Below are 25,814 nucleotides of genomic sequence, written 5' to 3'. Positions count from 1 at the left end.
CTTACTTCACGAACGGATCGATGGTCGGGATCGTGCCGTCCGGGTTGAACCTCAGCTCGGTCATCTTGACGTTGCGCAGGTGGTTCTTCCCCGACAGCTGGGTGTCGGCGTAGAACAGCCACCACTTGCCCTTCCACTCGACGATCGAATGATGGGTGGTCCAGCCCTGCACCGGGCTCAGGATATGGCCCTTATAGGTGAAGGGGCCATAGGGGCTGGTCCCGATCGCATAGTTCAGGAAATGCGTGTCGCCGGTCGAATAGGTATAATAATATTTGCCGTCGCGCTTGAAGACCCAGGACGCCTCGAAGAAGCGGCGGTCATGGTCGCCGCCCAGCACCGGCTTGCCCTGTTCGTCGAGGATCACGACGTCGCGCGGGGTCTCCGCAAAGGTCTTCATGTCGGGGTTCAGCTTGGCGATCTTGCCCGAGATGGCGGGCTGGTCGTCCTGCTTCAGGTCGGTGTCGCTGCCGTTCGGATCATATTTGCCGTCCTTCCAGCGCTGGAGCTGCCCGCCCCAGATGCCGCCGAAATACATGTACGCCGTGCCGTTCGTATCCTGGAAGACGGCGGGGTCCATCGAGAAGCTGCCGGGGATCGCCTCTGGCTCGGCCTTGAAGGGGCCCATCGGGTTCTTCGAAGTGGCGACGCCGATACGGAACGCGCCCAGGCCGTTCTTGTCCTTGGTCTTATCCCGCGCCGGAAAATAGAGATAATAGGTGCCGTCCTTATAGGCGGCATCGGGCGCCCACATCTGCTGCGAGGCCCAGGGCACGTCCTTCACGTCGAGCGCGACGGGGCCGACGGTGACGGGGCCGCCCGGCTCGTCCATGCGCAGCACGCGATAGTCGCGCATCGCATATTGGTTGCCGAGATCGTCGTCCTTGGTCTCGGTGGGGATGTCGTGGCTGGGATAGATATACATCTTGCCGTCGCCCCAGACATGGGCGGACGGATCGGCGGTGAAGATGTCGCGGACCAGCGGCTGCGACAGATAATGGCGGCCGTCGGGGGCGGTCGGGTTGGTGTCGTTGGACGTCGCGGCGGTTTCCTGCGCCGTGTTCCCGGTGTCGGTCGACGTTCCGCAGGCCGTCGTGCAAAGACCCAGCACGGCCACGCTGGCCATCATCAAGCGCTTCATCGCTTACCTCTCCCTTTCGCTCCATCTTCGGAGCTTTCGAGTAACGATAGCGCTATCAAGCGGAAGGATGCAAGGTCGGTTCATCGTTTTCCGGTGGCGACCCAACGTGGCCGCCGGTTCCGCTGGGGCGGTCGGGCATTCGGGACCGGGCCACCCGCTCCACCCCGCTTGACAACACCCCGTCCCGCATAGTTGGTAACGATACCCGATACGGTGAACGAACAGACCGACACGCCCATGTCGGCGCAATCTCCAGGACAGAGGATGACCGCATGGCCCTTCGCCTTTCGCAGCCGCGCTGGCTGATCGCCGCCGGACTGGCGCTGCTTCCGCTCCACGCCGCGCCCGCCCAGATGGCCACCCAGGCCCCCGCCGTGGTGCCGGGCGCGAAGCCCGTCACGATCGAGCGGATCAAGGTCCATTCGCCCGCGATCGAAGGCAATCTGGAGGGCAACAGCCCCGACCGCGACGTCATCGTGGTGCTACCGCCCGACTATGCTCGGGACAAGGCGCGCCGCTATCCGGTGGTCTATGCGCTGCACGGCTATTCGATCGGCGCGGACCAGTGGACGAAGGAGATCCATGTCCCCTTCTCGATCGAGGGCGCGTTCGCGCGCGGCGTGCCGCCGATGATCCTGGTCTTTCCCGACAGCCGGACGATGCACAACGGGTCGATGTATTCCTCGTCGCAGACGGTCGGCGATTTCGAGCGTTTCGTCAGCCACGACCTGATCGCCGCGATCGACGCGCGCTATCGCACCATCGCCCGCCGCGAAGCCCGTGGCCTGGTCGGTCATTCGATGGGCGGATACGGCACGTCGCGGATCGGGATGAAGCATGCCGACATGTACGGCGCCATCTATATGATGAGCCCCTGCTGCCTGTCGCCGCGCATGATGGCGCGGCCCGAGGGGACCGACGAGAAGCTTCTGACCGGCCTGGCCTCGCCGAAGGAATCGGAAAAGCTGAACTGGGGCCAGCGCGCGATGCTCGCCGCCTCGGCCGCCTGGTCCCCCAATCCGAAAAACCCGCCGCTCTATCTCGACCTGCCGGTCAAGGACGGCAAGGTGCGCGACGACGTGATGGCCAAGTGGCTCGCCAACACGCCGCTGGCCTTTGTCGACCAGTATATCACGCCGTTGCGCAGCTATCGCGCGATCGCGCTGGACGTGGGCTCTGAGGACGGGTTGAAGGCGGATGCCCAGGCGCTGCACGACACGCTCGACCGCTATGGCATCGCGCATCGGTTCGAGATTTACGAGGGCGATCACGTCAACCGGATCGGCGTTCGTTTCCAGGACAAGGTGCTGCCCTTCTTCGGAGAGATGTTGACGGCCAAGGGCGGCCGGTGATGCGCCCGTCGCGGCGCGGGGTCCTGCACGGGCTGACCGCCGGCGCGGTTTCGGGCTCGCTGGCGGGGCCGGTCGGCGCCCGTCCGGCGGCCGCGCCCGACCCGACGCACACCCTCTGGTATCGCCAGCCCGCCAAGGCCTGGACCGAGGCGCTGCCGATCGGCAACGGGCGGCTGGGGGCGATGGTCTTTGGCGGCGTGACGCGCGAGCGGTTGCAGCTGAACGAGGATTCGCTGTGGAGCGGCGGCGCCTATGACCCGGTGAACCCAGCCGCCCGCGCCGCCCTGCCCCAGGTCCGCCGCCTGATCGCGGCGGGGCAGTGGAAGGAGGCGCAGGCCCTGGCCGACAAGGCGCTGATGGGCATACCCCGCACCCAGATGCCCTATCAGCCGCTGGGCGACCTGATCCTCAGCTGGCCGGGCCTGAGCGATGCCGAGGCGACCGGCTATCAGCGGCAACTCGATCTCGACACCGCGACCGCGACGACGCGCTTCTCGGTCGGCGGGGTGGAGCATCGGCGGACCGTCTTCGCCTCGCCGGTCGATCAGTTGCTGATGGTGCGGGTCGAGGCGGATCGCCCCTTCGACCTCGACATCGCGCTGACCTCGCCGCAACCCGACACGCGGGTCGAGGCGGCGGACATGCGGCTGACGCTGACCGGACGCAATGCCGATCATGCGGGGGTGAAGGCGGTGCTGCGCTTTGCCGCGCAGATCCAGGCCCGGACCGTCGGCGGCCGGGTGACGGTGTCGGGCGACCGGCTGGCGGTGCGCGGGGCGCGCGCGGTGACGCTGCGGATCGCGATGGCGACCAGCTATCGGCGGTTCGACGACCATGGCGGCGATCCGGTCGCGCTGACCACCGCGACTCTCCGCAAGGCCGCCGCCCGCACGGACGATCGGATCGCCGCCGACGCGGTGGCCGAGCATCGCCGCCTCTATGCGCGCGTCCGGCTCGACCTCGGCACCAGTCCGCAGGGCTCGCGCCCCACCGACGAACGGGTCCGCGCCGACCGCGCGGTGGATGACCCGGCGCTGGCGACCCTGTATTTCAACTATGGCCGCTATCTGCTGATCGCCTGTTCGCGCCCCGGCGGACAGGCGGCCAATCTGCAAGGGCTGTGGAACGAGAGCACGAACCCGCCCTGGGGTTCCAAATACACGGTCAACATCAACACCGAGATGAACTACTGGCCCGCCCAGCCGACGGGGCTGGGCGAGTGCGTCGCGCCGCTGGTCGCCATGATCCGCGACCTGGCCGTCACGGGCGAGCGGACCGCGCGTGAGATGTATGGGGCGCGTGGCTGGGTCTGTCACCACAACACCGATCTGTGGCGCGCGACCGCCCCGATCGACGGCGCCCCCTGGGGCATGTGGCCGACCGGCGGCGCCTGGCTGTGCACCCATTTGTGGGAGCATTATGATTATGGCCGCGACCGGGCCTTCCTCGCCTCGGTCTATCCGCTGATGCGCGGGGCAGCGCTGTTCTTCCTCGACACGCTCCAGACCGACGCCCGGACCGGGCGGCTCGTCACCAGCCCTTCGCTATCGCCCGAAAACGAACATACCCCCGGCGTCTCGATCTGCGCGGGGCCGGCAATGGATCAGCAGATCCTGCGCGACCTGTTCGATCAGGTGGCCCGCGCCGCCGCGATCCTGAACACCGATACCGCCTTCGCCCGGCAGGTTCGCGAGGCGCGCGCCCGCCTCGCCCCCGATCGGATCGGGCGCGATGGCCAGTTGCAGGAATGGCAGGAGGATTGGGACGGCCGCGCCCCCGATCCGCACCACCGCCATGTCTCGCACCTCTATGCGCTGTTCCCCAGCGACCAGATCACCCCCGACCGCAGGCCTGCGCTCGCCAGCGCGGCCCGCCGCTCGCTGGAGATACGCGGCGACCAGTCGACCGGCTGGGCCACCGCCTGGCGCGCGAACCTCTGGGCGCGGCTGCACGATGGCGAGCATGCGCACCGGATCATTGCCTATCTGCTGGGGCCGCAGCGCACCTATCCCAATCTGTTCGACTCGCACCCGCCCTTTCAGATCGACGGCAATTTCGGCGGCACGCGGGCGATGGTCGAGATGCTGATGCAGAGCCGCGAGGACGAGATCCTGCTGCTCCCCGCCCTCCCCCGCGCCTGGCACAGCGGATCGGCCGCCGGGCTGCGCGCCCGCGGGCGGACGCGGGTCGATCTGGTCTGGCGCGAGGGTCGGCTGGTTTCGGCGACGCTGACCGGCGATCTGGCGGGCAGGCGGACCGTGCGGCTGGGTGGCCGCCGGGTCGCGGTGACGCTCGCCCCCGGCCGCCCCGTGCGCCTCGACGGCGCCGATCTGGCCTGACCGTCTTTCGAGGGCATAAATTCCCCGCTTTTTCAATCGCAAGGCGGTGGACAGCGGCGATTTACTCGGACAAGATAAGGCCAAGATCGAATATGGGGAGGATGGCCATGCGGCCTGTCATGAGAGCGGCGCTGGGGAATGCTGTCGCCCTGATCGCGCTGGCGATATCCGGCGTTCCGGCCCGCGCACAGGCGGGGGTCGATCCGCTCGCCCCGACCGGCCGCTGGAGCGCCAATCAGGACGGGCAGGCCGCGCTGCCGCCGATGGGTTGGAACAGCTGGAACGCCTTCAACAGCGATGTCGACGAGGAGAAGGTCATGGCGTCGGCCCGGCTGATCCGGGAAAAGGGGCTGGCGGAGGCGGGCTATCGCTATATCAACATCGATGACGGCTGGTGGCTGCGTCGTCGCCAGCCCGACGGGCGCATGGTCATCCGCGCGGACAAATTCCCTTCCGCCGCCGCCAGCCCCGACCAGCGGACCAGCTTTCGCCCGCTGACCGACCGGCTGCACGCCATGGGGTTCAAGGCGGGCATCTATTCCGACATTGGCCGCAACAGCTGCGGTCAGGTCTATACGCCCAGCTTCGCCAACCAGCCCGAGGGCACGGTGGCCGAGCGCGAGGTCGGGCTGTACGACCATATCGAACAGGACATCGCGCTGTATTTCCGCGAATGGGGGTTCGATTACATCAAGGTCGACGGCTGCGGCATCCGGGGGCTGGGCAAGGATTCCGAGCATGTGCGCAAGGGCGATTATCGCGAGCTGACGCCGCTGATCGACATGAACTCGCTGGCGCGCACCGACATTCCGGCGGTCCGGGCGCTCTATGACCGGGTCGCCGCCGCGCTGCGCCGCGAGAATCCGGACGGCGACTATATCTTCTCGCTCTGCCTGTGGGGATCGTCCGACGTCCGAAGCTGGGGCAAGCAGATCGGCAATGTCTCGCGCACCAGCGACGACATCACCGCGCACTGGTCGCGGATGCTGACCAATTTCGATACCAGCGCCAGCCGCGCGCTCTATGCGCATCCGCATGGCTGGAACGACCCCGACATGCTGTTCGTCGGATCGGGTGATTTCGACGCGAACCACATGACCGAGGCGCGGTCGCACTTCGCGCTCTGGGCGATGATGAATGCGCCGCTGCTGATCGGGTTCGACCTGCGCAAGGCCAATGCCGAGCAGATCGCGCTACTGGGCAACCGCGCGATCATCGCGCTCAATCAGGACCCGGCCGGGCATCAGGCGGTGCCCGCCTATCTGTCCGACGATGTCCAGATCTTCGTGAAGAGCCTGGCCAATGGCGACAAGGCGGTGGCGATCCTCAACCGGACCGCCAGCCCGGTCCAGCCCGTCCTGACCGCCGACCATCTGAAGCTGCGCGGCGACCGCCCGGTCGCGATGACCGATTTGTGGACCGGACGGAAGAGCAGCTTCTCGGGTGAGACCAAGCTGACCGTCGCGCCGCACCAGACGCTGATCTACCGCGTCACGGGCGTGCACCGGCTGGCGAAGGGTCATTACCTTTCCGAAGCCCCCGGCGACGTGAACCCCGCCGAGGACGGCATCCGCATGCCCGAAGGCGATCCCACCATCCATCACGAGCTCAGCCCCTGGGGCGGCAGCAAGGGTCCGGGCGACTATCCGCAATATGCGGGCTGGGGCGGCGCGCAGGCGGACCGCACCCCCTTTGGCCGCCCCCTGCGGCTGGCGGGCAAGGGGTATGACACCGGGCTGGGCGTGCTCGCCAATTCGCGGCTGGAGGTACGCAATCGCGGGCAGGCGCGCTTTGCCGCGATGGTGGGCATCGACGACTCCGCCACCGCGCGCGGGCGGCGCGTCGTGTTCGAGGTTTACGGTGATGGACGCCTGCTCGCCCGGTCGCGGCCGATGGCGCTGAACCAGGCCCCCGCCCCGATCGAGGCCGATGTGCGGGGCCGCACGCTGATCGAACTGGTCGCCCGCGCCGATAGCGCTCCCGAGGCGGCCCTGCCGGTCGTCTGGGGCGAGGCGCGGCTGATCGACTGATCCATTTTGACAGGGGCGATCATGGCCTTGCCGGATCGGTTGGGCCATGCGACTGTCCCGCGCAAAGACCAAGGAGAGGGTGATGGAACCCAATGGAAAGGGGCCGATGCTGACCCGTCGTCAGCAGCTGGCCGGTATCGCAGGCGGCCTGGTTATGGGAGCGCTCCCTTCGCGTCTCGACGCGGCCGGTGACGAACCGTTGAAGGACCTGGCCGCGCAAAAGGGCGTCCTGTTCGGCACCGCGATCAGCGCGGGGCGATCCTCGCCGATGGTCGATCCCGGCTATGGCGCGCTGGTGGCCCGCGAATGCGCGGTCATCGTGCCCGAGAACGAGATGAAGGTCTATGTCCTCGGCAACGATCCGCAGGCGCTGAACTTCGGTCCCGCCGACCGGATCGCGACGTTCGCGCAGGATCACCGCATGAAGCTGCGCGGCCACACGCTGCTGTGGAATTACGGCAAATATATCTCGCCTGCGCTCGCCCAGACGGTCGAGGCGACCGGGGCCGAGAAATGGCTGCGCGCCTATATCGCGAAGGTCGCGGGGCATTTCGGCGACCGCATCTATTCCTGGGATGTGGTCAACGAGACGATCGATCCCAAGACGGGCGAGGTCCGCGGCACGGTGTTCGACAAGGCGCTGGGCTTCGACGTGTTCAAGATCGCCTATGAGACCGCGCGCGAGCACGCCCCCCATGCCCAGCGCGTCTATAACGACTATATGTCCTGGGAGGTCGGCAACGAGACCCACCGCGCCGGCGTGCTCCGCCTGCTCGCGCGGTTCCGCAAGGAGAATGTCCCCGTCGACGCGCTCGGCATCCAGAGCCATCTCGGCAATGACGGCAGCCATTCGCGCGTCCAGCGCGCCGAATGGAAGCGGTTCCTGGATGAAGTGGTCGCCATGGGCTATCGCCTGCTGATCACTGAGTTCGACATCAACGACCGCGAAATGCCGCGCGACGTGGCCCGGCGCGATGCGCAGACCGCCGCCGTCGCCAAAGGCTATCTCGACCAGATGCTCGCCTATCCGCAACTCGACCAGTTGCTTTGCTGGGGATTGTGGGACAAGCATAGCTGGCTGAACGGCTTCGCGCCGCGCGCCGACGGCCTGCCCCAGCGGCCCCTGCCCTATGACGATGGACTGAAGCCCAAGCCGATGCGCGCCGCCATCGCCGACGCGCTGCGCGCCGCCCCCGTCCGAAAGGGAATCGCATGATCCGCCGCAGCCTGACCGCGCTCGGCCTGGGGCTGGCCATCGCCGGTGGCGCCGCCGCGCAGACCGCCAGCTTCGACCGCTTCACCTATCAGGGCCGCTCGCTCGAACAGGTCAAGCCGAAGGCGGGCGAGTATCTCAATCCGATCGTCGCGGGCTATTATCCCGATCCCTCGGTGACGCGGGTGGGCAAGGACTATTACCTCGTCAACTCGTCCTTCGCGCATTTCCCCGGACTGCCGATCTTCCATTCGACCGACCTCGTCCACTGGACCCAGATCGGCAATGCGATCGACCGGCCGGGCCAGCTCGACTTTTCCGGCCGCGCCATATCGGAGGCGGTGTTCGCGCCTGACATCAGCTATCACGACGGCACCTTCTATATCGTCAACACCTGCGTCCAGTGCCGGGGCAATTTCGTCATCACCGCCACGAACCCGGCGGGGCCCTGGTCCGATCCGATCTGGCTGCCCTTCGAGGGGATCGACCCCTCGCTCTACTGGGAGGGCGACCGCGCCTATATCGTCAACAATCGCGCCCCCGCCGAACCGCCCCGCTATGACGGGCACCGTGCCATCTGGATCCAGGAATATGACTGGCGCGCAGGAAAAATGGTCGGCGAGAGTACGCAGCTCATCAACGGCGGCGTCGACCTGTCGAAAAAGCCCGTCTGGATCGAGGGGCCGCATATCTTCAAGAAGGACGGCTGGTATTATCTGACCGCCGCCGAGGGCGGGACCAGCGTCAATCATTCGCAGGTCGTTCTCCGCTCGAAGCAATTGCGCCGCCCCTATGTCCCGTTCGCGGGCAATCCCATCCTGACCCAGCGCGACCTCGACCCCGCCCGCCCGCATCCGATCAGCGCGGCGGGCCATGCCGAACTGGTCCAGACCCAGAATGGCGACTGGTGGGCGACCTTCCTGGCGACGCGCCCCTATGCCGAGGATTATTACAACATCGGGCGCGAGACCTTCCTGCTGCCGGTGACGTGGCGCGACGGCTGGCCGATCATCCTGGACAAGGGCAAGACGGTGCCCTGGACGCAAAAACGCCCCCAGCTGCCCGCCAGCCCGACGCCCACGCTGCCGACCAGCGGCGACTTCGGCTATACCGACGAATTCGACGGCCAGCGTCTGGCGATGCAGTGGATCGGCATCCGCACCCCCCGAACGCCCTTCTACAGCGTGGCGAATGGCCGCCTGTCGCTGAACGGCGGCGCGGCGCTAGGCGACCGGAACGGCGTGCCCGCCTTTGTCGGACGGCGACAGCAGCATGTCGTCGCGGACGTCTCGACCACGCTGACCTTCACCCCCAGCGCGAACGGCGCGCGGGCCGGGCTGGCGGCGATGCAGAACGACTATACCTATCTGTTCTTCGGGCTGACCCGGATCGACGGACAGCCCCGGATCGCGCTCTATGCGCGAGAGGGCCGGAACACCCGCGACGAGACCGCGCCCGAAACGCTGATCGCCTCCGCGCCCTTCGCCGCCAAGGGGCCGGTCACGCTGACCATCCATGCCAGGGGCGGGACGATGAGCTTCGACTATCAGGCGGACGGGCGGACGGCGACGCTCAAGTCCGACATGGATGTCCGCTTCCTCAGCACCGCCAAAGCGGGCGGGTTCGTCGGCACGGTGATCGGCCCCTATGCGTATAGCCCGCAATGACGGCGCGGCGGCTTTTCTCGCTCGCGCTCGGCGCGGCGCTGGCGGGCGTGTCGGCCATGGCGGGCGGACAGGTCTGGCAGTCGGATCGCGGTGACGGCACCTATGCCAACCCGCCGCTTTATGCCGATTATCCCGATCCCGACATCATCCGGGTCGGGCGCGATTTCTATTTCATCACCACCACCTTCGCGAACGTCCCCGGCCTGACGATCATGACCTCGCGCGATCTGGTGAACTGGCGCTTCGTCGGCCATGTCATCGACCGGCTGGAGGGCTTGCCCGCCTATGAGCTGAAGGATGGCGGCGCCTATCGCAAAGGCATTTTCGCGCCCAGCCTGCGCTACCGCGACGGGGTCTTCTACATCGCGGTGACGCCGGTGGGCGAGAAGACGCGCATCTATCGTTCGCGCGACATTCGCGGCCCCTGGGCGATGAACCGGATCGGCGAGGAAGCCTTTGATCCGGGGCTGTTCTTCGACACCGACGGCAGCGCCTATATCATGACCTCGGTGGGGTCGGACGGCACGACCACGCTCCTCAGCCTGGACCGCGACCTGCGCCGCGTCACCGACAAGCGCGTCGTCTATTTCAACAAGGGGGCCGAGGGGTCGAAGATCGTCAAGTGCGGCGATTTCTACTATATGTTCAACGCGATACCCCGGCGGCTGGGCATGACCGTCTCGCGCGCCAGGAGCCTGTTCGGCCCCTGGGAAACGCGCGACCAGATCGACGACAAGACCGGCGGCCACCAAGGCGCGATCGTCGACCTGCCCGATGGTCGCGACTATGGCTTCGTCATGGTCGACGCCGGCGCAATCGGGCGGATGACCAATATCAGCCCGGTCTTCTGGCGCGACGGCTGGCCCGTCTGGGGCACGCCCGACGCGCCCGGCCGCGTTCCCGCCACCGCGACCAAGCCGATCATGGGCCAGCCGATCCGCCAGCTTCCCGCCTCGGACGATTTTGCGGGCCGCACGCTCGGCCTGCAATGGCAATGGAACCACAATCCCCTGCCCGACCGCTGGTCGCTGACCGAGCGGCCCGGCTTCCTGCGGCTGCGCGCCACCCGGGCCTCGGCGCTGTGGAGCGCGCGCAACACCCTGCTGCAAAAGGGTCAGGGGCCGTTCGGACGCGGGGTCGTGGCGATCGACGCCTCGCACATCGTCGCGGGCGACCAGTGCGGATTTGGCACCTTCGGCAAATATAGCGGCCATATCGCGGTCGGGCGCGGGGCCGATGGGCGGCTGACCCTGACCATGCGGGTGATCGAGGATGTCGCCGCCGACAAGGGCACGACGCAGAAGACCGATGTCCGCATCGACGCCCGGCCGGTCGCGGGGCAAAGACTGTTCCTGCGCACCGATATGGACTTCCGCACCGACCGGGCGCGTGTCGCCTATAGTCTGGATGGGCGCGATTGGCAGGCGCTGGGCGGGGACTTTCCGCTGGCGTTCGACTGGCGGACCGGCACTTTCCAGGGACAGCAGTTCGCGCTGTTCTGCTACAATCCGGGGGCCAAGGGCGGGTGGATGGACGTGGACCGCTTTACCCTGTCGGGGCGATAGGTCGAGGGGTGTCCCTTGGCCTTCGACTTCGCTCAGGCTGAACGGTGATGGGGAATGGGCGATCTGAATACCTCGCGCCGTTCAGCCTGAGCGCAGTCGAAGGCCACGCCCCCTCCCCGGTCAGATCGTCGGCAATCCCCGCTCCACGATCTTGCGGATCAGGTCGCGGTGCTTTGGCAGGCCCGCCAGCAACCGCCCGGTCTGCACGTCATTCTCCCGCCGCGCCCGCTCGGCGATCACGGTTTCGGCGTGGAGGCTGCCCGGCGCGATCTCGGTCCGCTGGCCCATGCCGTACAGCACATATTGATAGCTGGCCGAGGGAAAGACCTCCTCCACCCGGTCGAACTCGTCATGCATCCACGGCGTCTGGTATCGCCATAGCGCAATCAGTTCCTGCAGCCGGTCGGGCATCGTCTCGGCCCGGCCATTGTCGCGCCAGAAATCGCTGTCGGTCCGCTGGGTCAGCGCATAATGCAGCTTCAGGAAATCGACGATCCGGCCCCAGCGATACAGGGTCGTGTCGTTGAACCGCCTGGCGACCGTGTCCATCACCTCGCGACAGGCGGGCATCTGCTCGGCGATGAGCTTGGCCGACAGCTCAATCAGCACGATCGCCGAGGCCTCCAACGGTTCGAGGAACCCCGCCGCCAGCCCGACGGCGACGCAGTTGCGCTCCCAGAAGCGCGCCCGGTGGCCCGCGCGGATCTTCAACTCGCGGACAGGCAGGTCCCGCCCCGCCTCGCCCAGATAGGCACGCAGTTCGCGTTCGGCGGCATCGCGGCCGATATGGCTGCTCGAAAAGACATGGCCCACCCCGCGCCGGGTCGGCAGGCCGATATCCCATATCCACCCCGCCGACTGCGCGGTCGAGATGGTGTGCGAGGCGATCGGCGCCTCGGGATCGTCATAGGGCACCTGGATGGCCAGCGCCGTGTCGCAGAACAACACGTCGTTCAGCGGCTGGAACGGCACCCCCATCGCCTCGCCCAACAACAGCGAGCGGAAGCCGGTGCAGTCGACGAACAGGTCGCCCGACACTTCGCCCGCCTGCGCCGTGCGGACCGCGCGGATGTCGCCATTTTCGGCCAGCAGCACCTCCTCGACATCGGCAAGGACATGGCGGACGCCCAGCGTCTCGCAGCAATGGCGGCGCAGGAAATCGGCGAATTTGCCCGCGTCCAAATGATAGGCATAATTGGCCAGCGCGTCATATTCAGGCGTCGCGATGGTCTTGGGCGCGAGACCCGCATCGCAGATGCGCCCCTGCGGCGTGACCGCGTCGCAGAAGCTCCCCTCGCCCTCCCCCGCCAGCCAATGCGAGGCCAGGTTCACCTGCGCAAAGCCCTGCGGCAGCATCAGCGGGTGGTAATAGCCGTCATCGGCTGCGCCGGTGGTCCAGCGGTTGAAGCGCGCGCCCTGCTTGAACGAGGCGTCGCACTGGCGGAAGAATTCGGTTTCGGACACGCCCATCCGCTTCAGCGTGGTGCGCAGCGTCGGCCATGTCCCCTCGCCCACCCCGATGATCGGGACATTGGGGGATTCGACCAGCGTGACGGTGAAGCCGTGCGGCCGCCGCCCCTGATGCCGGGCGGCGATCACGCCCGCAGTCAACCAGCCGGCGGTGCCGCCGCCGACGATCACGATATTCTGGACGGGTTGAACCATGGTGTCAGAAGGTCCGATTGGACGCGGGGATGTCAAGCCGAAGCCCGACATCCCCGCCCCTGGCCATCGTCAGAAGCGATAGCGCGCGCCGACCGTGAAGCGGCGGCCATAGTCGAACACGTCGAGCAGCTGGTTCTTGAACCGGCCATGCGTGCTCTGCTTGTTGTTGTTCAGGTTCAGGATCTCGCCGAAGATCGAGAAGTTCTTCGACACGTCATAGCTGCTGGTCAGATCGACCTGGAAGCTCTGGTTCACGAAGGTCGGCTCGGCACCATAGGAGCCGGTATTCTGGTTCTGGCTGAACGCCAGCAGATACTCGTCGCGCCAGTTGAGCGCGGTGCGGAACTGGAAGCCGTTCTTGTCATAGAAGCCGACGAAGTTGGCCGAATTCGCAAGCCCCGTCACCGCAAAGCCGCTCTGCGAGACGTCCTTGGCGTTGTACGGCTTGTTGGTGTCGACCAGCGTGGCATTGGCCTGGAAGCCGAAACCGCTGTCGCCGAACACCTGCTGCCAGGCGATTTCGACGCCGCGCACGGTGGCATCCGGGCCGTTGATCGACTGCGAGATGGAGAAGACGGCAGGCTGGCCGGTGGTCGGGTCGACCACGCCGTTCACCGTCTGGCGGGTCACGCCGTTGACGATGAAGTTGCTGACATTCTTCAGGAAGAAGTCGACCGACAGGTACGAGTTGCGCTGATAATACCATTCGGCGGCCAGATCGTAATTGTCCGCCAGATAGGGTTTCAGCTGCGGGTTGCCGCCGCTGCCCGACAGCGCGCCGACACGCTGGCCGTTGCCGATGCTGAGCACCGGGCTGAGCAGCGTCAGGCCCGGACGGGTCAGGGTACGCGACGCGTCGAAGCGCAGCTGCAGCTTGTCGGTCACTTCCAGACGCAGGTCGAGGGTCGGCAGCATGTAGGAATAATTGTTGCGGCCTACGACCGGCTGGGTCTGGGTGAAGTCGATCGACAACAAGGTCGGGTCGGCGGCGCTGCGCGTGATGGTGGTCGGCTGGCGACCCTGCCCCGCCGAGCTGAGATGCGTATTCTCGTTACGCAGGCCCACCGCGATGTGCAGCGGCATGCTGGCGACCTGCGCCTCGATCTGCGCGCTGAAGAACAGCGACCAGGTCTTTTCCTGGATGGTGCGGACCGAGTTGGGATCGATCGCCTGATCGAACGCGCCGGTGAAGCCGTTGACCCCGCCGCCATAGTTGAAGCCCGGCACGGTCTGCGCCTGCGGGTTGCCCAGGCTGGTCAGATAATTCTGATAGGCTTGCGGGCTGTAGATCAGGACCGATGGCGGCAGGCCGCCCTGGAAGCCGGGGATGAAGTTGTTGAGGCTGATCGAGCCCTGATACAAGTTCGACGGCAGCGGCGCGATGCCCGAGGTGCGGCCCGACGGCGAACCGTAACCCGCATAGGCCTGCCAGTAATTGTTGGTGAAGGTGCTGGCATTCTGCTGGTAGAATTTGTCGTCGACATACTGACCGCCCGCCTTCAGCGTCAGATTGTCTTCCTTCCAGGTGGCGACGGCGCGGAATTGCTTCAGCTCGTCGGTGTTCTTCTGGGTCTGGAGCACGGTGACGTGCGAGCCGATCAGCGACGGGTCCGCCCAGCGCGCGCCGTCGCCGGCGGGGCCGAAATTGCTGATCGTCGGGAACGCCTTGTTGCTGTCGCCCGTGATGTTGAAGCCCAGATTGGTGCCCAGATTGCCGCCGTAACCGATATCGCCGTTGCTGCTGCCCACGACGCCGCCGGGGTTCAGCCAGCTCTTGGCATAGGCACCGTCCGCCTCGACGGTCAGCTTGGGGCTGACGTCCCATTTGACGTTCAGGCCGGTCTGGTTGGTCTGAAGCACCTGCTTGTTGATCGCGGAGGTGAAGTCGGTCGGGGTGCCGGTCTGGGTGAAGCTGACCGCCGTGCCGTTGGCGTCCTGCTTCACGTTGCGCAGGTCGCCCTGGTTGAACCATACTCCGAAGCCGAACACGTCGGTCGTGATCGTCTGGCGGGAATAATTATTGTCGAGCGTTAGCATCACGTCTTCGGACGGATGCCATTGCAGCGCGACGCGACCGTCGACGCGCTCGTCCTTGGTCCGCTGCTGCTCGGCGCCATATTGCTGCGGGAACCAGCCGGTCAGGGTGCGCTGGTCGGACGCCGCCGCCGTGCCGTTGGTGGTCGGCGCGCAGCTGGTCGCGGTGCTGCCCGACAGCTGGCAGGGCGCGAAATTGCCGCCCGGCCAGCCCGACACGAAGACGCGGTTGGTATCGGTATCGCGGCGGGTGTAGATGAAGCTGGACAGAATGCCGATCGTGTCGTCGGCAAAGGTGTCGCTGACCAGCGCGCCCAGCGTCGGGGTGACGTGGCCCGAACGGTCCTGAAGCGAGCCCGAGGCGCTGACCGCCGCGCGGAAGCCGGGATGGTCGAACGGCTTGGGGAACTGGATATCGACGGTCGCGCCGATCGAGCTGGAGGCCAGCGACACGTCGGGCGTCTTCAGGACGCTGATCCCGCCGATGAAGTCCGAACCGACGGTGCTGAAGTCGATCTGGCGGCCGCCTGCGGCGGTCGAGATGCGACGGCCGTCATAGAGGGTGGTGTTGAAGTCGCCGCCAAAGCCGCGAACCGTGATGCCGGTCGGCTCGCCACGCGAACCGTTGCGCTGGATCGAGACGCCGGGAAGACGCTGGAGCGATGCCGCGACGTTGGAGTCGGGGAATTTGCCGATATCCTCGGCGGAGATGGCGTCGACCACGCCGGTCGCGGTGCGCTTGATGTCGAGGTTGCGCTGGAGCGAGCTGCGCAGGCCGGTGACGATGATCTCGGCGGAGCTCGCCTCGCCCGAGGGCGATGGAGAGTTATTCTGTTCGCTGGGCGCGGTCGCCTGATCCTGCGGCGTGCCGGCCTGCTGCGCGGTGGTGGCGTTGGCCTGAACGGGCGTATCGGGACGGACGGCACCCGGCGCGGCGGTCTGCGCATAGGCGGTGCCGGGCGCGAGAAGCGCTAACGCCATCAACGGCGAGACGCCGCCCATCAGTGCACGGCGTGAAACCAGTGCGGCAACAGAAACAGTGCGAGACACCATTTTCCCCTCTCCTTCAATCTTTTATCACCGGGGCCGCTAGCGTTATGCCGCCATACCGCCCTTTCGATACGCTTATGCTACTCCTATGATAGCGCTATAACAAGCCATTTGTCAGAGCGACGGGGTCGCGTTATGCCCACCCTTGACGAAGACCTTGGGAACCGAACACAAACCGGGCTTCGACGCCGCTGTCGGCCAGCCGGACGACGCGGGGCGAGAGGATGCGACGCGAAAGGATTTGCCCGTCATGGCCGATATGGAATTGCTCGACAGCGCACGGCATGCCGCGCTCCGCGTCTCCGCCGCACCCGACCGAAACCGCCATTTCGTGCAGTTGGTGGCCGATGAATTCCTGCCCGCCGCGCTCCATTATCCGATCCTGTTCGCCCGTCATCCGGAAACCGGGGACCTGTATCCCGGCGCGTTGATGGGGCTGGTGCCGGAGGAAAATCTCTGCCTGGGCGCAAACGGAACGCTGAGCGGATACCGCGCCGCCGACCTGGAAAGACAGGGTTTCTACGTCTCCGGCGAGAATATCGCGATCGATCCCGACCATGCCGCGCTCGGCCAGGGCGAAGGGGACCCGATCTTCGAAAAGGACGGCGACGCCGCCCCGGCATTGCAGCGGATCCAGGCCGCCCTGCGACGGCTGCACCGGGGCCTGCCCGAGACCGAGGCCTTTGTCGGCCGCCTGCTGGCGCACAAGCTGATCGAGCCGATCGACCTCAGCTTCCGCTTCGACAATGGCGAGAGCCTGCGGCTCGACGCGCTCTATACGATCAGCCTCGATGCGCTGCACGACCTGCCCGACGAGGCCGCATTGGCGCTGTTCCGGTCGGGCGACCTGCAACTCATCTATGCGCAGACCGCATCAGTCCGACATATCCCGTTCCTCGCGCGGCGGCGCAACGACCGGCTGAGCGGGCTGGCGGCATGACCGACGCGGCGGTCGAGATCGATCGCGCCGCGCTCGACGGGTATGACGCGTTTCGACGCCTGGTCGCCGAACCCTGTCGCCCCGCGATCATTCGGGGCGCGGCCGATGGCTGGCCGTTGCGGCAGGCGGCCAGCGCAGCGACGCTGGCCGGGTATCTGGCGGGCTTCGATGCGGGACGGCAGGTGGAGGCCTTTATCGGCCCGCGCGCCATCGCCGGGCGCTACAGCTATAGCGACGACCTGACCGGCTTCAATTTCCGCCGCGAGACGATGACGCTGCGCGCCGCGATCGAACGGCTGACGAGCGAGGCGGAGACGGAGGAGAGCCTCTATATCGGATCGGTGCCGACCGAGGCGGTCCTGCCCGGACTGGCGCAGGCCAATGCCCTGCCCTTCGCGCCACCGGGCGTATCGCCACTGATCTGGATCGGCGATGCGTCGACCGTGCCCTGTCATTACGACATGATGGACAATATCGCCTGCGTCGTGGCGGGGCGGCGGCGGTTCACCCTCTATCCGCCCGATGCGATCGGCGACCTCTATGTCGGGCCGATCGACCATACCATGGCGGGCCAGCCGATCGCGCTGGCGGTCGAGGCGCAAAGCGGCGATCCGCGTTACCCCCGGTTCGAGCAGGCCCGGCACCGCGCGATCATGGTCGAGCTGGAGGCGGGCGATGCGCTCTACATGCCCAAGCTGTGGTGGCACCGGGTCGAGGCGACGGGGACGCTCAACATCCTGGTCAATTACTGGTGGGACGCGTTTCCGGTCGGCCCCGACCAGCCCTTCGCGGCGCTGCTCCTCGCCATGACCGCCATCGCCGCACGGCCCGAGGCGGAGCGCGCAGCGTGGCGTGCGTGGTTCGATCATTACGCGTTCCGCCCCGACGGCCATCCGCTGGCGCATCTGCCCGAGGAACGGCGCGGCGTGCTGGGCGCGGCCCCGGAAAATACCGGGATGCTGCGCGCCCATGCGATGCGGATGCTGCGCGGCGGCTAAGCCGTCAGGGCAGGACTTCGATCCCCTCGACCACCACCTCGGGATCGACCAGCCAGAGCGTGATACGATGCCGACCCGCCGCGACGCCCGGCAGGGTCGTCGTCGCGACTCGCCGGTTCTCGATCACCGAACGGTCCCAGGTGGCGGGCGTCTCATCGGCCATCAGGTTCAGGATGACGGGCGTGCCGTCATCGACCGACACCGCGATCCGGTGCCGCCCGCCGCCGCGCACGTCCAGCCCCGGCGCCGCGACGATCGCGAGCTTGAGCGGCCCGGCGCGCTCGGTGGCCAGGTCATAGACGAGGTGCGGGCTCGCCCCGCCCGGCCGCTCGATGGTCGGCGCGGTGGTCGGCGTGGCGATCATCGCGGCTCCTTCAGCGGTGAAGTTCGCGACTCGCTGCCACCGGATGCCGCCGCCATCGACCGCCCGGCCCTGATCGGCTGCGATCCGCTGTAGGGCACGGGGCGGCGCGGGTGGCAGGGGGAGCGGCGCGGCGACGGTGGCGAGCGCGGGCATCGCGTCGCTGTCGGGCTGTTGCCAGCCGGTATAGCCGATATGAGTCTGCGCCATCATCGCGGGCCATTTGCCGCCCGCCGTCTCCACCTCGTAACGGCGGCGGATCGCGGCGTCGCGCGCGAAGTAGCCCCGCGCGGCGGCCGCCATCTTCTCCGCCGTGGCCGCATCGCCCGCACTGGCGGCGGCGCGGTTGGCGGCGACCGCCTGATACAGCCGATGCAGGTTCGTCATCGCCTCGATCCGGTGCAGCACCAGTTCGTAATAGGCGTCGCGCCGGTCGGCGGGGATCCGCGTCTCGAGCTTGCGGGCGGCCGCGTCGAGCGCGTTCCACTCGGTCAGCACCCGCGCCCATTCGCCGCCCCGATCGTCATAGCTGGTGGCGTCGATCAGCTCGGGCTTGCGACGGCTGGCGAGCTGGCCATAGCGGCGGATCAGTTCGCCGATCAGCGGCCCCTGCGCGGCCCCGAACTGCTGCGTCGCCCAGCGCACCGGATAGGCCTGCATCGTGGACAGGTCCATGCGGTCCGGGTTCCACGCCATGTCGAGGAAGAAGCTGGTCGGATATTCCATCGGCTTCAGATCGCCGACATTGACGATCCACAGCCGGTCCGCGCCATATTGGTGCGCCATCGTCATCTGCTGCCACACGCGCGGGATCGCGTTTGTGTCCAGCCACTTATAGTTGCGCGGGCCGCCGACATAATCGAAGTGATAATAGACGCCCGATCCGCCGACACGCGTCTCGCCAATGGGGGGCAGGCGGCGGATATTGCCCCAATTGTCGTCGGCGAACAGCAGGGTCACGTCGTCGGGAACGCGCATCCCCTTGTCGTAATAATCCTGCACCTCCTTGTAGAGCGCCCAGACCTGCGGCGTCTGCGCGGCCGGGCGTCCGGTCACATCGGCGATGATCCTGCGCTGGTCGGCGACGATCCGCTCGAGCAGCTCGGTCGCGGTCCCCTCGGTCATCGGCTCATCGCCGTCGCCGCGCATGCCGATCGTCACCGGGTCCTCGGCCCGGCCGCGCCGCTCTATCCCGAAGCGCCAGAATTTGCGGAGTTCGTCGGCATTCTTCGTATAGTCCCACGCGCCGCCGCCCTGCCGCTTCCACTCGATCTGCGCGCGCTGCATCGGTTCATGGTGCGAGGTGCCCAGCAGCACCCCCATCTCCTGCGCCAGCGGCGCGGTCGCGGGGTCGTCCTGCCACAGCGACTTGCCCCACATGGCGGGCCACAGGAAATTCGCCTTGGAGCGGAGCAGCAGGTTGAACACCCGCTCATAGGCCCGGTGGTTGATCCCCCCGAAGCTCTTGCGCGCCCAGCCGCCAAATGCGGGTTCCTCGTCGTTGATGAAGATGCCGCGATATTTGACCACCGGACGATCGGCGACGCGCCCCGCCGTCAAATAGAGCGTCGGATGGCGCTGCGCCGGAACGTCGGCCCACCAGGTCCAGGGGCTAACCCCGGCCTTCGCGCTGATGTCGTACAGGCCATAGATGGTGCCGCGCCGATCCGCCCCCACGATCACCAGCGCCCGCGCGACGCCCGGCATGGGGTTGTCGACCACCTGCTCGACATAGCCCTCCCATTGCCCGGCAAGGCCGGTGACATCGATCCTGCCCGCCTTGACCAGCGCGTCCACGACCGCGCTATGCCCCAGCGTCCCGGCAATGACGGTCGCCCCGCCCGCCGCATCCCCCGCCAGCCGGACATCGCCGCCGCCCACCGCCTTCAGGTCGGCAACCAGGTCGGTGGCGGCGCGGCGGACGCCGGGCTCGTCCCCCGGATCGACGACCACCGTCGCCACCCGCCCCGGCGCCAGCAGCGACAGGGCGCCCGCCACGCTCCGCTCGCAGGCGACAACAGGTCCCGCACAGGTCGGGTGGGCGGCGGCCGCTGCGGCAGCGCCAGGGATCAGCGCGACGAGCGCGGCGGACAATAGCAGGGGGTTCATCGTCTCTCCGGTCTCCCCGTCGTGCAGGACGACCGGGACTATTTTCGTTTGTCTCGCTTACTGTTATCGCTCACAAACCGTAGGCCGCAAGCGCGGATGCGACAAAGAGAGGATCGGGCATGAAGCACTGGACGATGGTGGCCGCGACGGCCGTGATGATCGCGACCGGCGTCCAGGCGCGCGACACCCGCTGGACCCCTGCCTGGGGCTCGTCCCAGGTACGCGTCGAGGGAGCCAATGCCGACAGGGTGGCCAAGGCCGGTCCCGTCACGATCCGCCAGATCGTCCGCCTGACCGCCAGCGGCAGGGTGCTTCGCCTTCGCCTGTCCAATGTCGCGGGCACCACCCCGCTTCATATCGGCGCGGCGAGCATCGGCCTGGCCGCGCCCGGCCGGTCGGACGTCGCCACGCCGCTGGCGGTGACCTTCGACGGCGCGGGCGAGGTCATGGTGCCGCCGGGGGCCGAACTCTATTCCGACGCGATCGCCCTGCCGGTCGCGGCGGGCGGCGATGTCGCGGTCAGCCTCTATTTCCCCGATCCGGTGACGACCCCGACCGGCCATACCGGGGCACGCTCGACCACCTTCCTGATCGCCGGGAACGCCACCGCGCGGCCCGCTTTGCCCGATGCGCAGACGATCGGCGGCTGGTGGGCGCTCTCGGATGTCGAGATACGCGACGCCGCGCAGACCGCGACCATCGTCACCATCGGCGACTCGATCACCGACGGCTATGGCATCAAGGACGACAGCAACACCCGCTGGCCCGACGATCTCGCGCAGCGGCTGGCGGCCTCGCCCGCCACGCGCCGCTTCTCGGTGGTCAATGCCGGGATCGGCGGCAACCGGATGCTGCTCGACGGGATCGGGCCCAATCTGATGGCGCGGTTCGACCGCGACGTGATCGCGCGGCCGGGCGTCAGCCATGCCATCCTGCTGGAAGGGGTCAATGACCTGGGCGTGCTGACCCGCGAGCATCCGGTCGACGCCGCGACCCATCAGGCGATGGTGCGCCGGATCACCGGCGCCTATCGCCAGCTGGCCGAACGCGCCCATGCGCATGGCATCCGCGTGATCGTAGGGACGATCACGCCGTTCCAGGGCAACGACTATTATCATCCCGGCCCCGAGACCGAGGCGGACCGGCAGGCGATCAACCGCTTCATCCGCACGTCGGGGCTGTTCGACGGGGTGATCGATTTCGACCGGGCGGTGCGGGATCCGGCCAGGCCCGACCGGCTGCTGCCCGCTTACGACTCGGGCGATCATCTGCATCCCAGCATGGCGGGCTATCGCGCCATGGCCGAGGCGGTGCCGCTGTCGCTGTTCGCGGCCCCGCGCCGCTGATCAGAAGGCGGCGTCCAGCCCGATGCGCAGCGTGCGGGGGCGCAGCGGCGTCACCTGGTCGCGCCCGGTGGCGAAGGGCGTGCCGAGCGCGAAGCGATTGCCGCGCACATCGGCCAGGTTGGTGACGCTGGCGGTCACCCCGATCGCGCCCAGCCCCAGCCGCGCGGTCAGCCCGCTGTCGAGATAATCGCCCTGGCGCTCGCCCAGGATCGGCCCCACGCCCAGCCGTGACGCCCCGACATAGCGCAGCCAGCCATCGACGCGCAGGTCGCGCCCGCCCGCCAGCATGCGGCGATAGACCAAGCCCGCGCGCGTCGTAACCCGCGCGATATTGGGAATCTGGCTCAACCGCGCCAGCACCGCCGCGCGCGCCGCCGCCGGATCGCCGGCAAGATCCTCGGCCAGCGCGAAGACGCGGGTGCTCGACGGCTCGTCGATCCGGCTGTCATTATAGGACAGCGCCCCCTCGACCCGCAGCCCTTCGGTCAGCCGCGCGCCGACCAGCGCCTCGATCGTCCAGAGCTTTCCGTCGCCGATATTGGCGGTGCTGGGCAGGCCGCCGGAATCGATGAAGTCGGCCTGGATGTCGCGCCACGACGTGTGGGCCAGCGTGATCGACCCGTCGAACCGATCGCGCCCCGGCCGCCCGGTCCGCAACCCCGCCTCGATCGTCGCCACTCGGTCGTTGCGGAACCTGCGGACCACCGGCCCCTCGATGGTCAGCCCGCCGGGACGAAATCCCTGCTGATAGCGCAGGAAGAGCTGCGCCCGCGGGGTCAGGTCGATCAGCGCGGAGGCGGCGGGCAGCAGGATCGTCTGCGCGCGCCGCGCCGTCACATCCTGCAACCGCGCCAGCGCCTGGACCGACAGGGCGGAAGGCAGGTCCTCGCCTGCCCCATCGAGCACAGAATGGGTGACGCGCAGCCCGCCCGTGGTCAGCAGGCCGGGGAGCAGCCGCACGCTCGCCTCGCCATAGAGCGTGGCCTCCTCGACGCCGTTGACCACGCCGGTCCGCGCGACCAGCGCGCCGGGCTCGCCGAACAGGCGGGTCAGCCGGGTGCGGTTATGGACATAGCTGAACCCCGCCAGCCAGCCCGACCCGTCGGGCGACGACTGCCACAACCGGGTCTCGTTGGCCTGCATCCGGGTGGCATTGGCCTGGTCGAACAGCTGGACCGGACCGCCCGGCGGGGTCGCGTCATAGCGTTCCATCAGGTCGTGCGCGGTGATGCCGCTGCTCGAACGGAACCGGACGCGTCCCAGGCGGCCCGACAGGACCAGCTGGGCCTGGCCGAAATCGGCCGAAAAGCCCTCCGCCACCGGCGCGGCGCGGGTCAGCGGGGGGCCGTCGCGATCGGCATATTGGCTGTCGGCGCCGCGTATCCGCTGCCCGATCCCGATCGCCTCCACGCTCCAGCCGCCGCCCAGGTCGAGCCGCGCGGCGGCGCGGCCGCCTTCGATCCGGGTGCGGTTGACGTCGGTCCGGCCGAGCAGCGGCTTGTCGATATAGCCGCCCTCGCTCGCGGTATCGGCGACGATCCGGATCGCCAGCCGGTCGGCGATGACCGGCATGTTGAGCACCGCCTGCGCATCCACCCCCGGCGCGCCCCGCGCAGTGGCCGATCCGCCCAGCATCACCGATCCCCCGGCCCGCGTCGCATCGGGCGCATTGGGAACCAGCCGGATCAACCCGCCCAGCGACCCCGCGCCGTACAAGGTCCCCTGCGGCCCCTCCAGCACCTCGACCGCCGCCAGATCGGCGAGCCGCAGATCGGGGTCGGGCGCGTTGTAGCTGAGCCGCAAATCGCCGAAATATTGCCCCACCGTCGCCTGGGTCGGGCCGGTGAAGCTGGAGTCGGCGATGCCCCGGATGAACAGCTTGTTGCGCCCCGGACCCAGATAGGTCGAGGCGATCACGGTCATCCGGTCCGCCAGCTTGCCCGTGCCGCCCGCGCCGCCCAGCTCCAGATCGGCGCCCGCGACCTGCACCACCTGCCCCGCGAAATGATCGCGGGTCGTGTCGCGCTTGCTGGCGGTGACGACGACATCGCCGTCGGGCACTTCCGGCGGTGGTGGCGGCGGCGCGGACCGGCGGCGATGCGGGATCGCGATCCTGGCCCGCGCCCTGGGGAGCAGCCGCCAGCTACCGGGGCCGAGCGCCTCGACCCGCGCATCGCTGCGCTCGGCGATCAGCGCCAGCGCCCGCTCCACCGACATGCGGCCCCGCAAGGCGGGCAGCGCGCGGGACCAGAGGCGCGCGTCGGGTACCACGATATTGGCATGCGCCCTTTGCCCCAGCGCCATCACTTGGGTGGCGACGGTCCCGCCGGGCAGGTCGAGGGGCAGGCGCTCGGCCGCCGTCGCCGCCGTCGCGCAAGCCGCGACGGTCGCCGTCAGGACCGCGAACCCCGCCCCCGAAAATCTCACCCGCGCGGTTCCAGCATCCACCCGGCGGCCTGGCGACGGACCCGCACGTCGAGCAATCGGCCCAGCAAGTCGGGCTGCTCCCGCACCGCGTCCAGCTCGATGGTGCCGCGAAATCCCCGGTCCGCGATGGCGGGCATGACGGCGACCGGCTGGCGGAGGAACCGCGAGAGGTCCTCGGCGACGTCGGCCAGCGGTGCCCCGTCATAGGCCAGCCGCCCCTGCCGCCAGCCGCCGACCTGTTCGATCGCGACCGGCTGGCGGATCAGCCGATCCCCCTCCGCCACCACCGCCTGTCCGGGGGTCAGGCGAAGCGCGGCGCCCTTCGGATCGACCATGACGGCACCCTCGGCCACCGCCACCCGCATGGCGCGCGCGCCCAGCCTGACGTCGAAGACGGTGCCGAGATCGGTCAGCCCGATGCCCCGCGCCTCGACCGCAAAGGGATGCGCGGCGTCGTGCCGCACCTCGAACAGGGCTTCGCCCCGGTCGACCACGGCGCGGCGCCGATCCGCCCGGTCCAGCGTGACGCGCGATCCCCCGGCCAGCATGATCCGGCTGCCGTCGGGCAAGGCGATATGGCGCATTTCCCCGGCGGCGGTCTCGACCGCATAGGGCTGCGGCCGGTCGAGCCAGAGCGGGACACCGACCATCCCGACCAGCGCCGCCGCGACCGCGCCGCCGATCCAGCGCAGCGATCGCCGCCGCCGGGCGGGCATGACGGGTTCGTCGTCGACCACGACCGGGGCCGCCATGACATCCGGGTGCGCCGCCAGCGCGTCCGCCGCATCCAGCAGCATCGCCGCGGCGCGATCATAGCGTCCGGCATGATCCGGATCGGCCTCCAGCCAATCGGTGAAGGCGTCCCAGTCGGCCGATGCCGGATCGGCCATGCGCAGCGCCCAGTCGATCGCGACCGTGTCGATCGTCGCATCGGGCGGGGATTGCGGGGGCTGGCTCATCCAATCTGTTCCTTGAGCGCGGCGAGCGCGTGCGCCGCCATGCGAAGATCGCTTTCGACGGTGCTGATACTGATGCCGAGTTCGGCGGCGATCTGCTTTTGCGGCATCCCCTCCACCCGTGCGCGCCGGAACACCAGCGCGGGCCGCTCGCCCAGCGCCGCCAGCGTCGCGGCGATCCGCTCGGCGGTCTGGCGCGCGACCACGGCGCGTTCGGCGGCGGGGGCCTCGGCATCGCCCGCCTGCTGCCCCTCGGCCCAGTCCCGCTCGCGCCGTTCGGCCTGTCGGCTGGCCCGGTAACGATCGATCATCAGCATGTCCGCCGCGCGGTAGAGATAGGCCAGCGGATTGGCGATCGGCCCGTCCATCCGGCCCGACACCTTCAACCACAGGTCCTGGACCAGATCCTCGGCCGCGTCGCCCGCCCCGCGCGCGCCCAGGAAGCGCACGAGCCTGTCGCGATTGGCGAGGAAGACGGCCTCGATCCCGGTGGGCGGCATGCTGGTGACCGAAGAAAGGGAAGGGAATATCGTGGTTTAGCCGAAGAGCCTCGATGTGGAAAGGAGCCCCACCCAAGGACGGGGTGGGGCTCCGAACGCCCGCGTGCGCTACAGGGGGGAT

At 68.2% G+C, this 25,814-nt stretch carries 16 protein-coding genes; 9 read left to right on the top strand and 7 right to left on the bottom strand.

What is annotated here, in order from left to right; genetic code table 11:
- Position 1 precedes the first annotated feature (1 nt).
- On the bottom strand, positions 2-1,141 hold the full coding sequence (locus tag QE360_RS13135) for a glycoside hydrolase family 43 protein (RefSeq protein WP_309702143.1): 1,140 nt from the start codon (positions 1,139-1,141) through the stop codon (positions 2-4).
- Positions 1,142-1,413: 272 nt separating this feature from the next.
- Here QE360_RS13135 and QE360_RS13130 point away from each other — a divergent pair, with 272 nt between their 5' ends.
- The 6 genes from QE360_RS13130 to QE360_RS13105 all read left to right on the top strand — a co-directional run bounded on the left by QE360_RS13130 (position 1,414) and on the right by QE360_RS13105 (position 11,307).
- Positions 1,414-2,493, top strand: a complete 1,080-nt coding sequence (locus tag QE360_RS13130; protein ID WP_309702141.1) for an alpha/beta fold hydrolase — start codon at positions 1,414-1,416, stop codon at positions 2,491-2,493.
- A complete protein-coding gene (locus QE360_RS13125; protein WP_309704177.1) occupies positions 2,493-4,832 on the top strand; it encodes a glycoside hydrolase family 95 protein in 2,340 nt (779 codons plus the stop codon). Before QE360_RS13130 ends, QE360_RS13125 begins: the two co-directional genes overlap by 1 nt.
- 119 nt (positions 4,833-4,951) lie before the next feature.
- Entirely contained in the window at positions 4,952-6,862 is a 1,911-nt protein-coding gene (locus QE360_RS13120; RefSeq protein WP_309702139.1) for an NPCBM/NEW2 domain-containing protein, read from the top strand.
- Positions 6,863-6,944: 82 nt separating this feature from the next.
- Positions 6,945-8,078, top strand: a complete 1,134-nt coding sequence (locus QE360_RS13115) for an endo-1,4-beta-xylanase (RefSeq protein ID WP_309702137.1) — start codon at positions 6,945-6,947, stop codon at positions 8,076-8,078.
- Complete coding sequence (locus tag QE360_RS13110) at positions 8,075-9,742, top strand: glycoside hydrolase family 43 protein (protein WP_309702135.1); 1,668 nt, start codon at positions 8,075-8,077, stop codon at positions 9,740-9,742. The genes QE360_RS13115 and QE360_RS13110 overlap by 4 nt, the downstream gene beginning before the upstream one ends.
- Positions 9,739-11,307 carry a glycoside hydrolase 43 family protein gene (locus QE360_RS13105; protein ID WP_309702133.1) on the top strand — a complete coding sequence of 523 codons (1,569 nt, stop codon included), beginning with the start codon at positions 9,739-9,741 and terminating at the stop codon, positions 11,305-11,307. Before QE360_RS13110 ends, QE360_RS13105 begins: the two co-directional genes overlap by 4 nt.
- Before the next feature lie 120 nt (positions 11,308-11,427).
- Here the strand turns inward: QE360_RS13105 and QE360_RS13100 are convergent, their stop codons facing one another.
- Positions 11,428-12,972, bottom strand: a complete 1,545-nt coding sequence (locus QE360_RS13100; protein ID WP_309702131.1) for a tryptophan 7-halogenase — start codon at positions 12,970-12,972, stop codon at positions 11,428-11,430.
- Between the two features lie 69 nt (positions 12,973-13,041).
- Positions 13,042-16,059 carry a TonB-dependent receptor gene (locus tag QE360_RS13095; RefSeq protein WP_309702129.1) on the bottom strand — a complete coding sequence of 1,006 codons (3,018 nt, stop codon included), beginning with the start codon at positions 16,057-16,059 and terminating at the stop codon, positions 13,042-13,044.
- Positions 16,060-16,306: 247 nt separating this feature from the next.
- On the opposite strand from QE360_RS13095, the gene QE360_RS13090 reads away from it, so the two are divergent.
- Both QE360_RS13090 and QE360_RS13085 read left to right on the top strand, forming a co-directional pair.
- Positions 16,307-16,996: a SapC family protein gene (locus tag QE360_RS13090; RefSeq protein ID WP_309702128.1), complete on the top strand. Its 690-nt coding sequence runs from the start codon at positions 16,307-16,309 to the stop codon at positions 16,994-16,996.
- Positions 16,993-17,994 carry a cupin-like domain-containing protein gene (locus tag QE360_RS13085; RefSeq protein ID WP_309702126.1) on the top strand — a complete coding sequence of 334 codons (1,002 nt, stop codon included), beginning with the start codon at positions 16,993-16,995 and terminating at the stop codon, positions 17,992-17,994. The genes QE360_RS13090 and QE360_RS13085 overlap by 4 nt, the downstream gene beginning before the upstream one ends.
- Positions 17,995-17,998: 4 nt before the next feature.
- On the opposite strand, the gene QE360_RS13080 is transcribed toward QE360_RS13085, so the two are convergent.
- The gene (locus QE360_RS13080; RefSeq protein ID WP_309702123.1) at positions 17,999-20,464 is read right to left on the bottom strand and encodes a glycosyl hydrolase 115 family protein; all 2,466 of its coding nucleotides are present in this window, start codon (positions 20,462-20,464) and stop codon (positions 17,999-18,001) included.
- Positions 20,465-20,583: 119 nt separating this feature from the next.
- Here QE360_RS13080 and QE360_RS13075 point away from each other — a divergent pair, with 119 nt between their 5' ends.
- On the top strand, positions 20,584-21,810 hold the full coding sequence (locus tag QE360_RS13075) for an SGNH/GDSL hydrolase family protein (protein ID WP_309702121.1): 1,227 nt from the start codon (positions 20,584-20,586) through the stop codon (positions 21,808-21,810).
- Here QE360_RS13075 and QE360_RS13070 read toward each other — a convergent pair whose 3' ends face one another.
- From QE360_RS13070 to QE360_RS13060, 3 genes are read right to left on the bottom strand one after another with little or no spacing between them, the layout of a single operon-like run.
- Positions 21,811-24,237 (bottom strand): TonB-dependent receptor domain-containing protein, encoded by a 2,427-nt coding sequence (locus QE360_RS13070; RefSeq protein ID WP_309702119.1) that lies wholly within the window; start codon positions 24,235-24,237, stop codon positions 21,811-21,813.
- Entirely contained in the window at positions 24,234-25,196 is a 963-nt protein-coding gene (locus QE360_RS13065; RefSeq protein WP_309702116.1) for a FecR domain-containing protein, read from the bottom strand. The genes QE360_RS13070 and QE360_RS13065 overlap by 4 nt, the downstream gene beginning before the upstream one ends.
- Positions 25,193-25,693 carry an RNA polymerase sigma factor gene (locus QE360_RS13060; RefSeq protein WP_309702113.1) on the bottom strand — a complete coding sequence of 167 codons (501 nt, stop codon included), beginning with the start codon at positions 25,691-25,693 and terminating at the stop codon, positions 25,193-25,195. Before QE360_RS13060 ends, QE360_RS13065 begins: the two co-directional genes overlap by 4 nt.
- Between the last annotated feature and the right edge of the window lie 121 nt (positions 25,694-25,814).

The sequence above is a fragment of the Sphingomonas sp. SORGH_AS_0789 genome (assembly GCF_031453055.1).
Lineage (GTDB): Bacteria > Pseudomonadota > Alphaproteobacteria > Sphingomonadales > Sphingomonadaceae > Sphingomonas.
The sequence above is the reverse complement of the archived record's forward strand: the minus strand, read 5'-3'. Positions and strand labels throughout refer to the sequence as shown.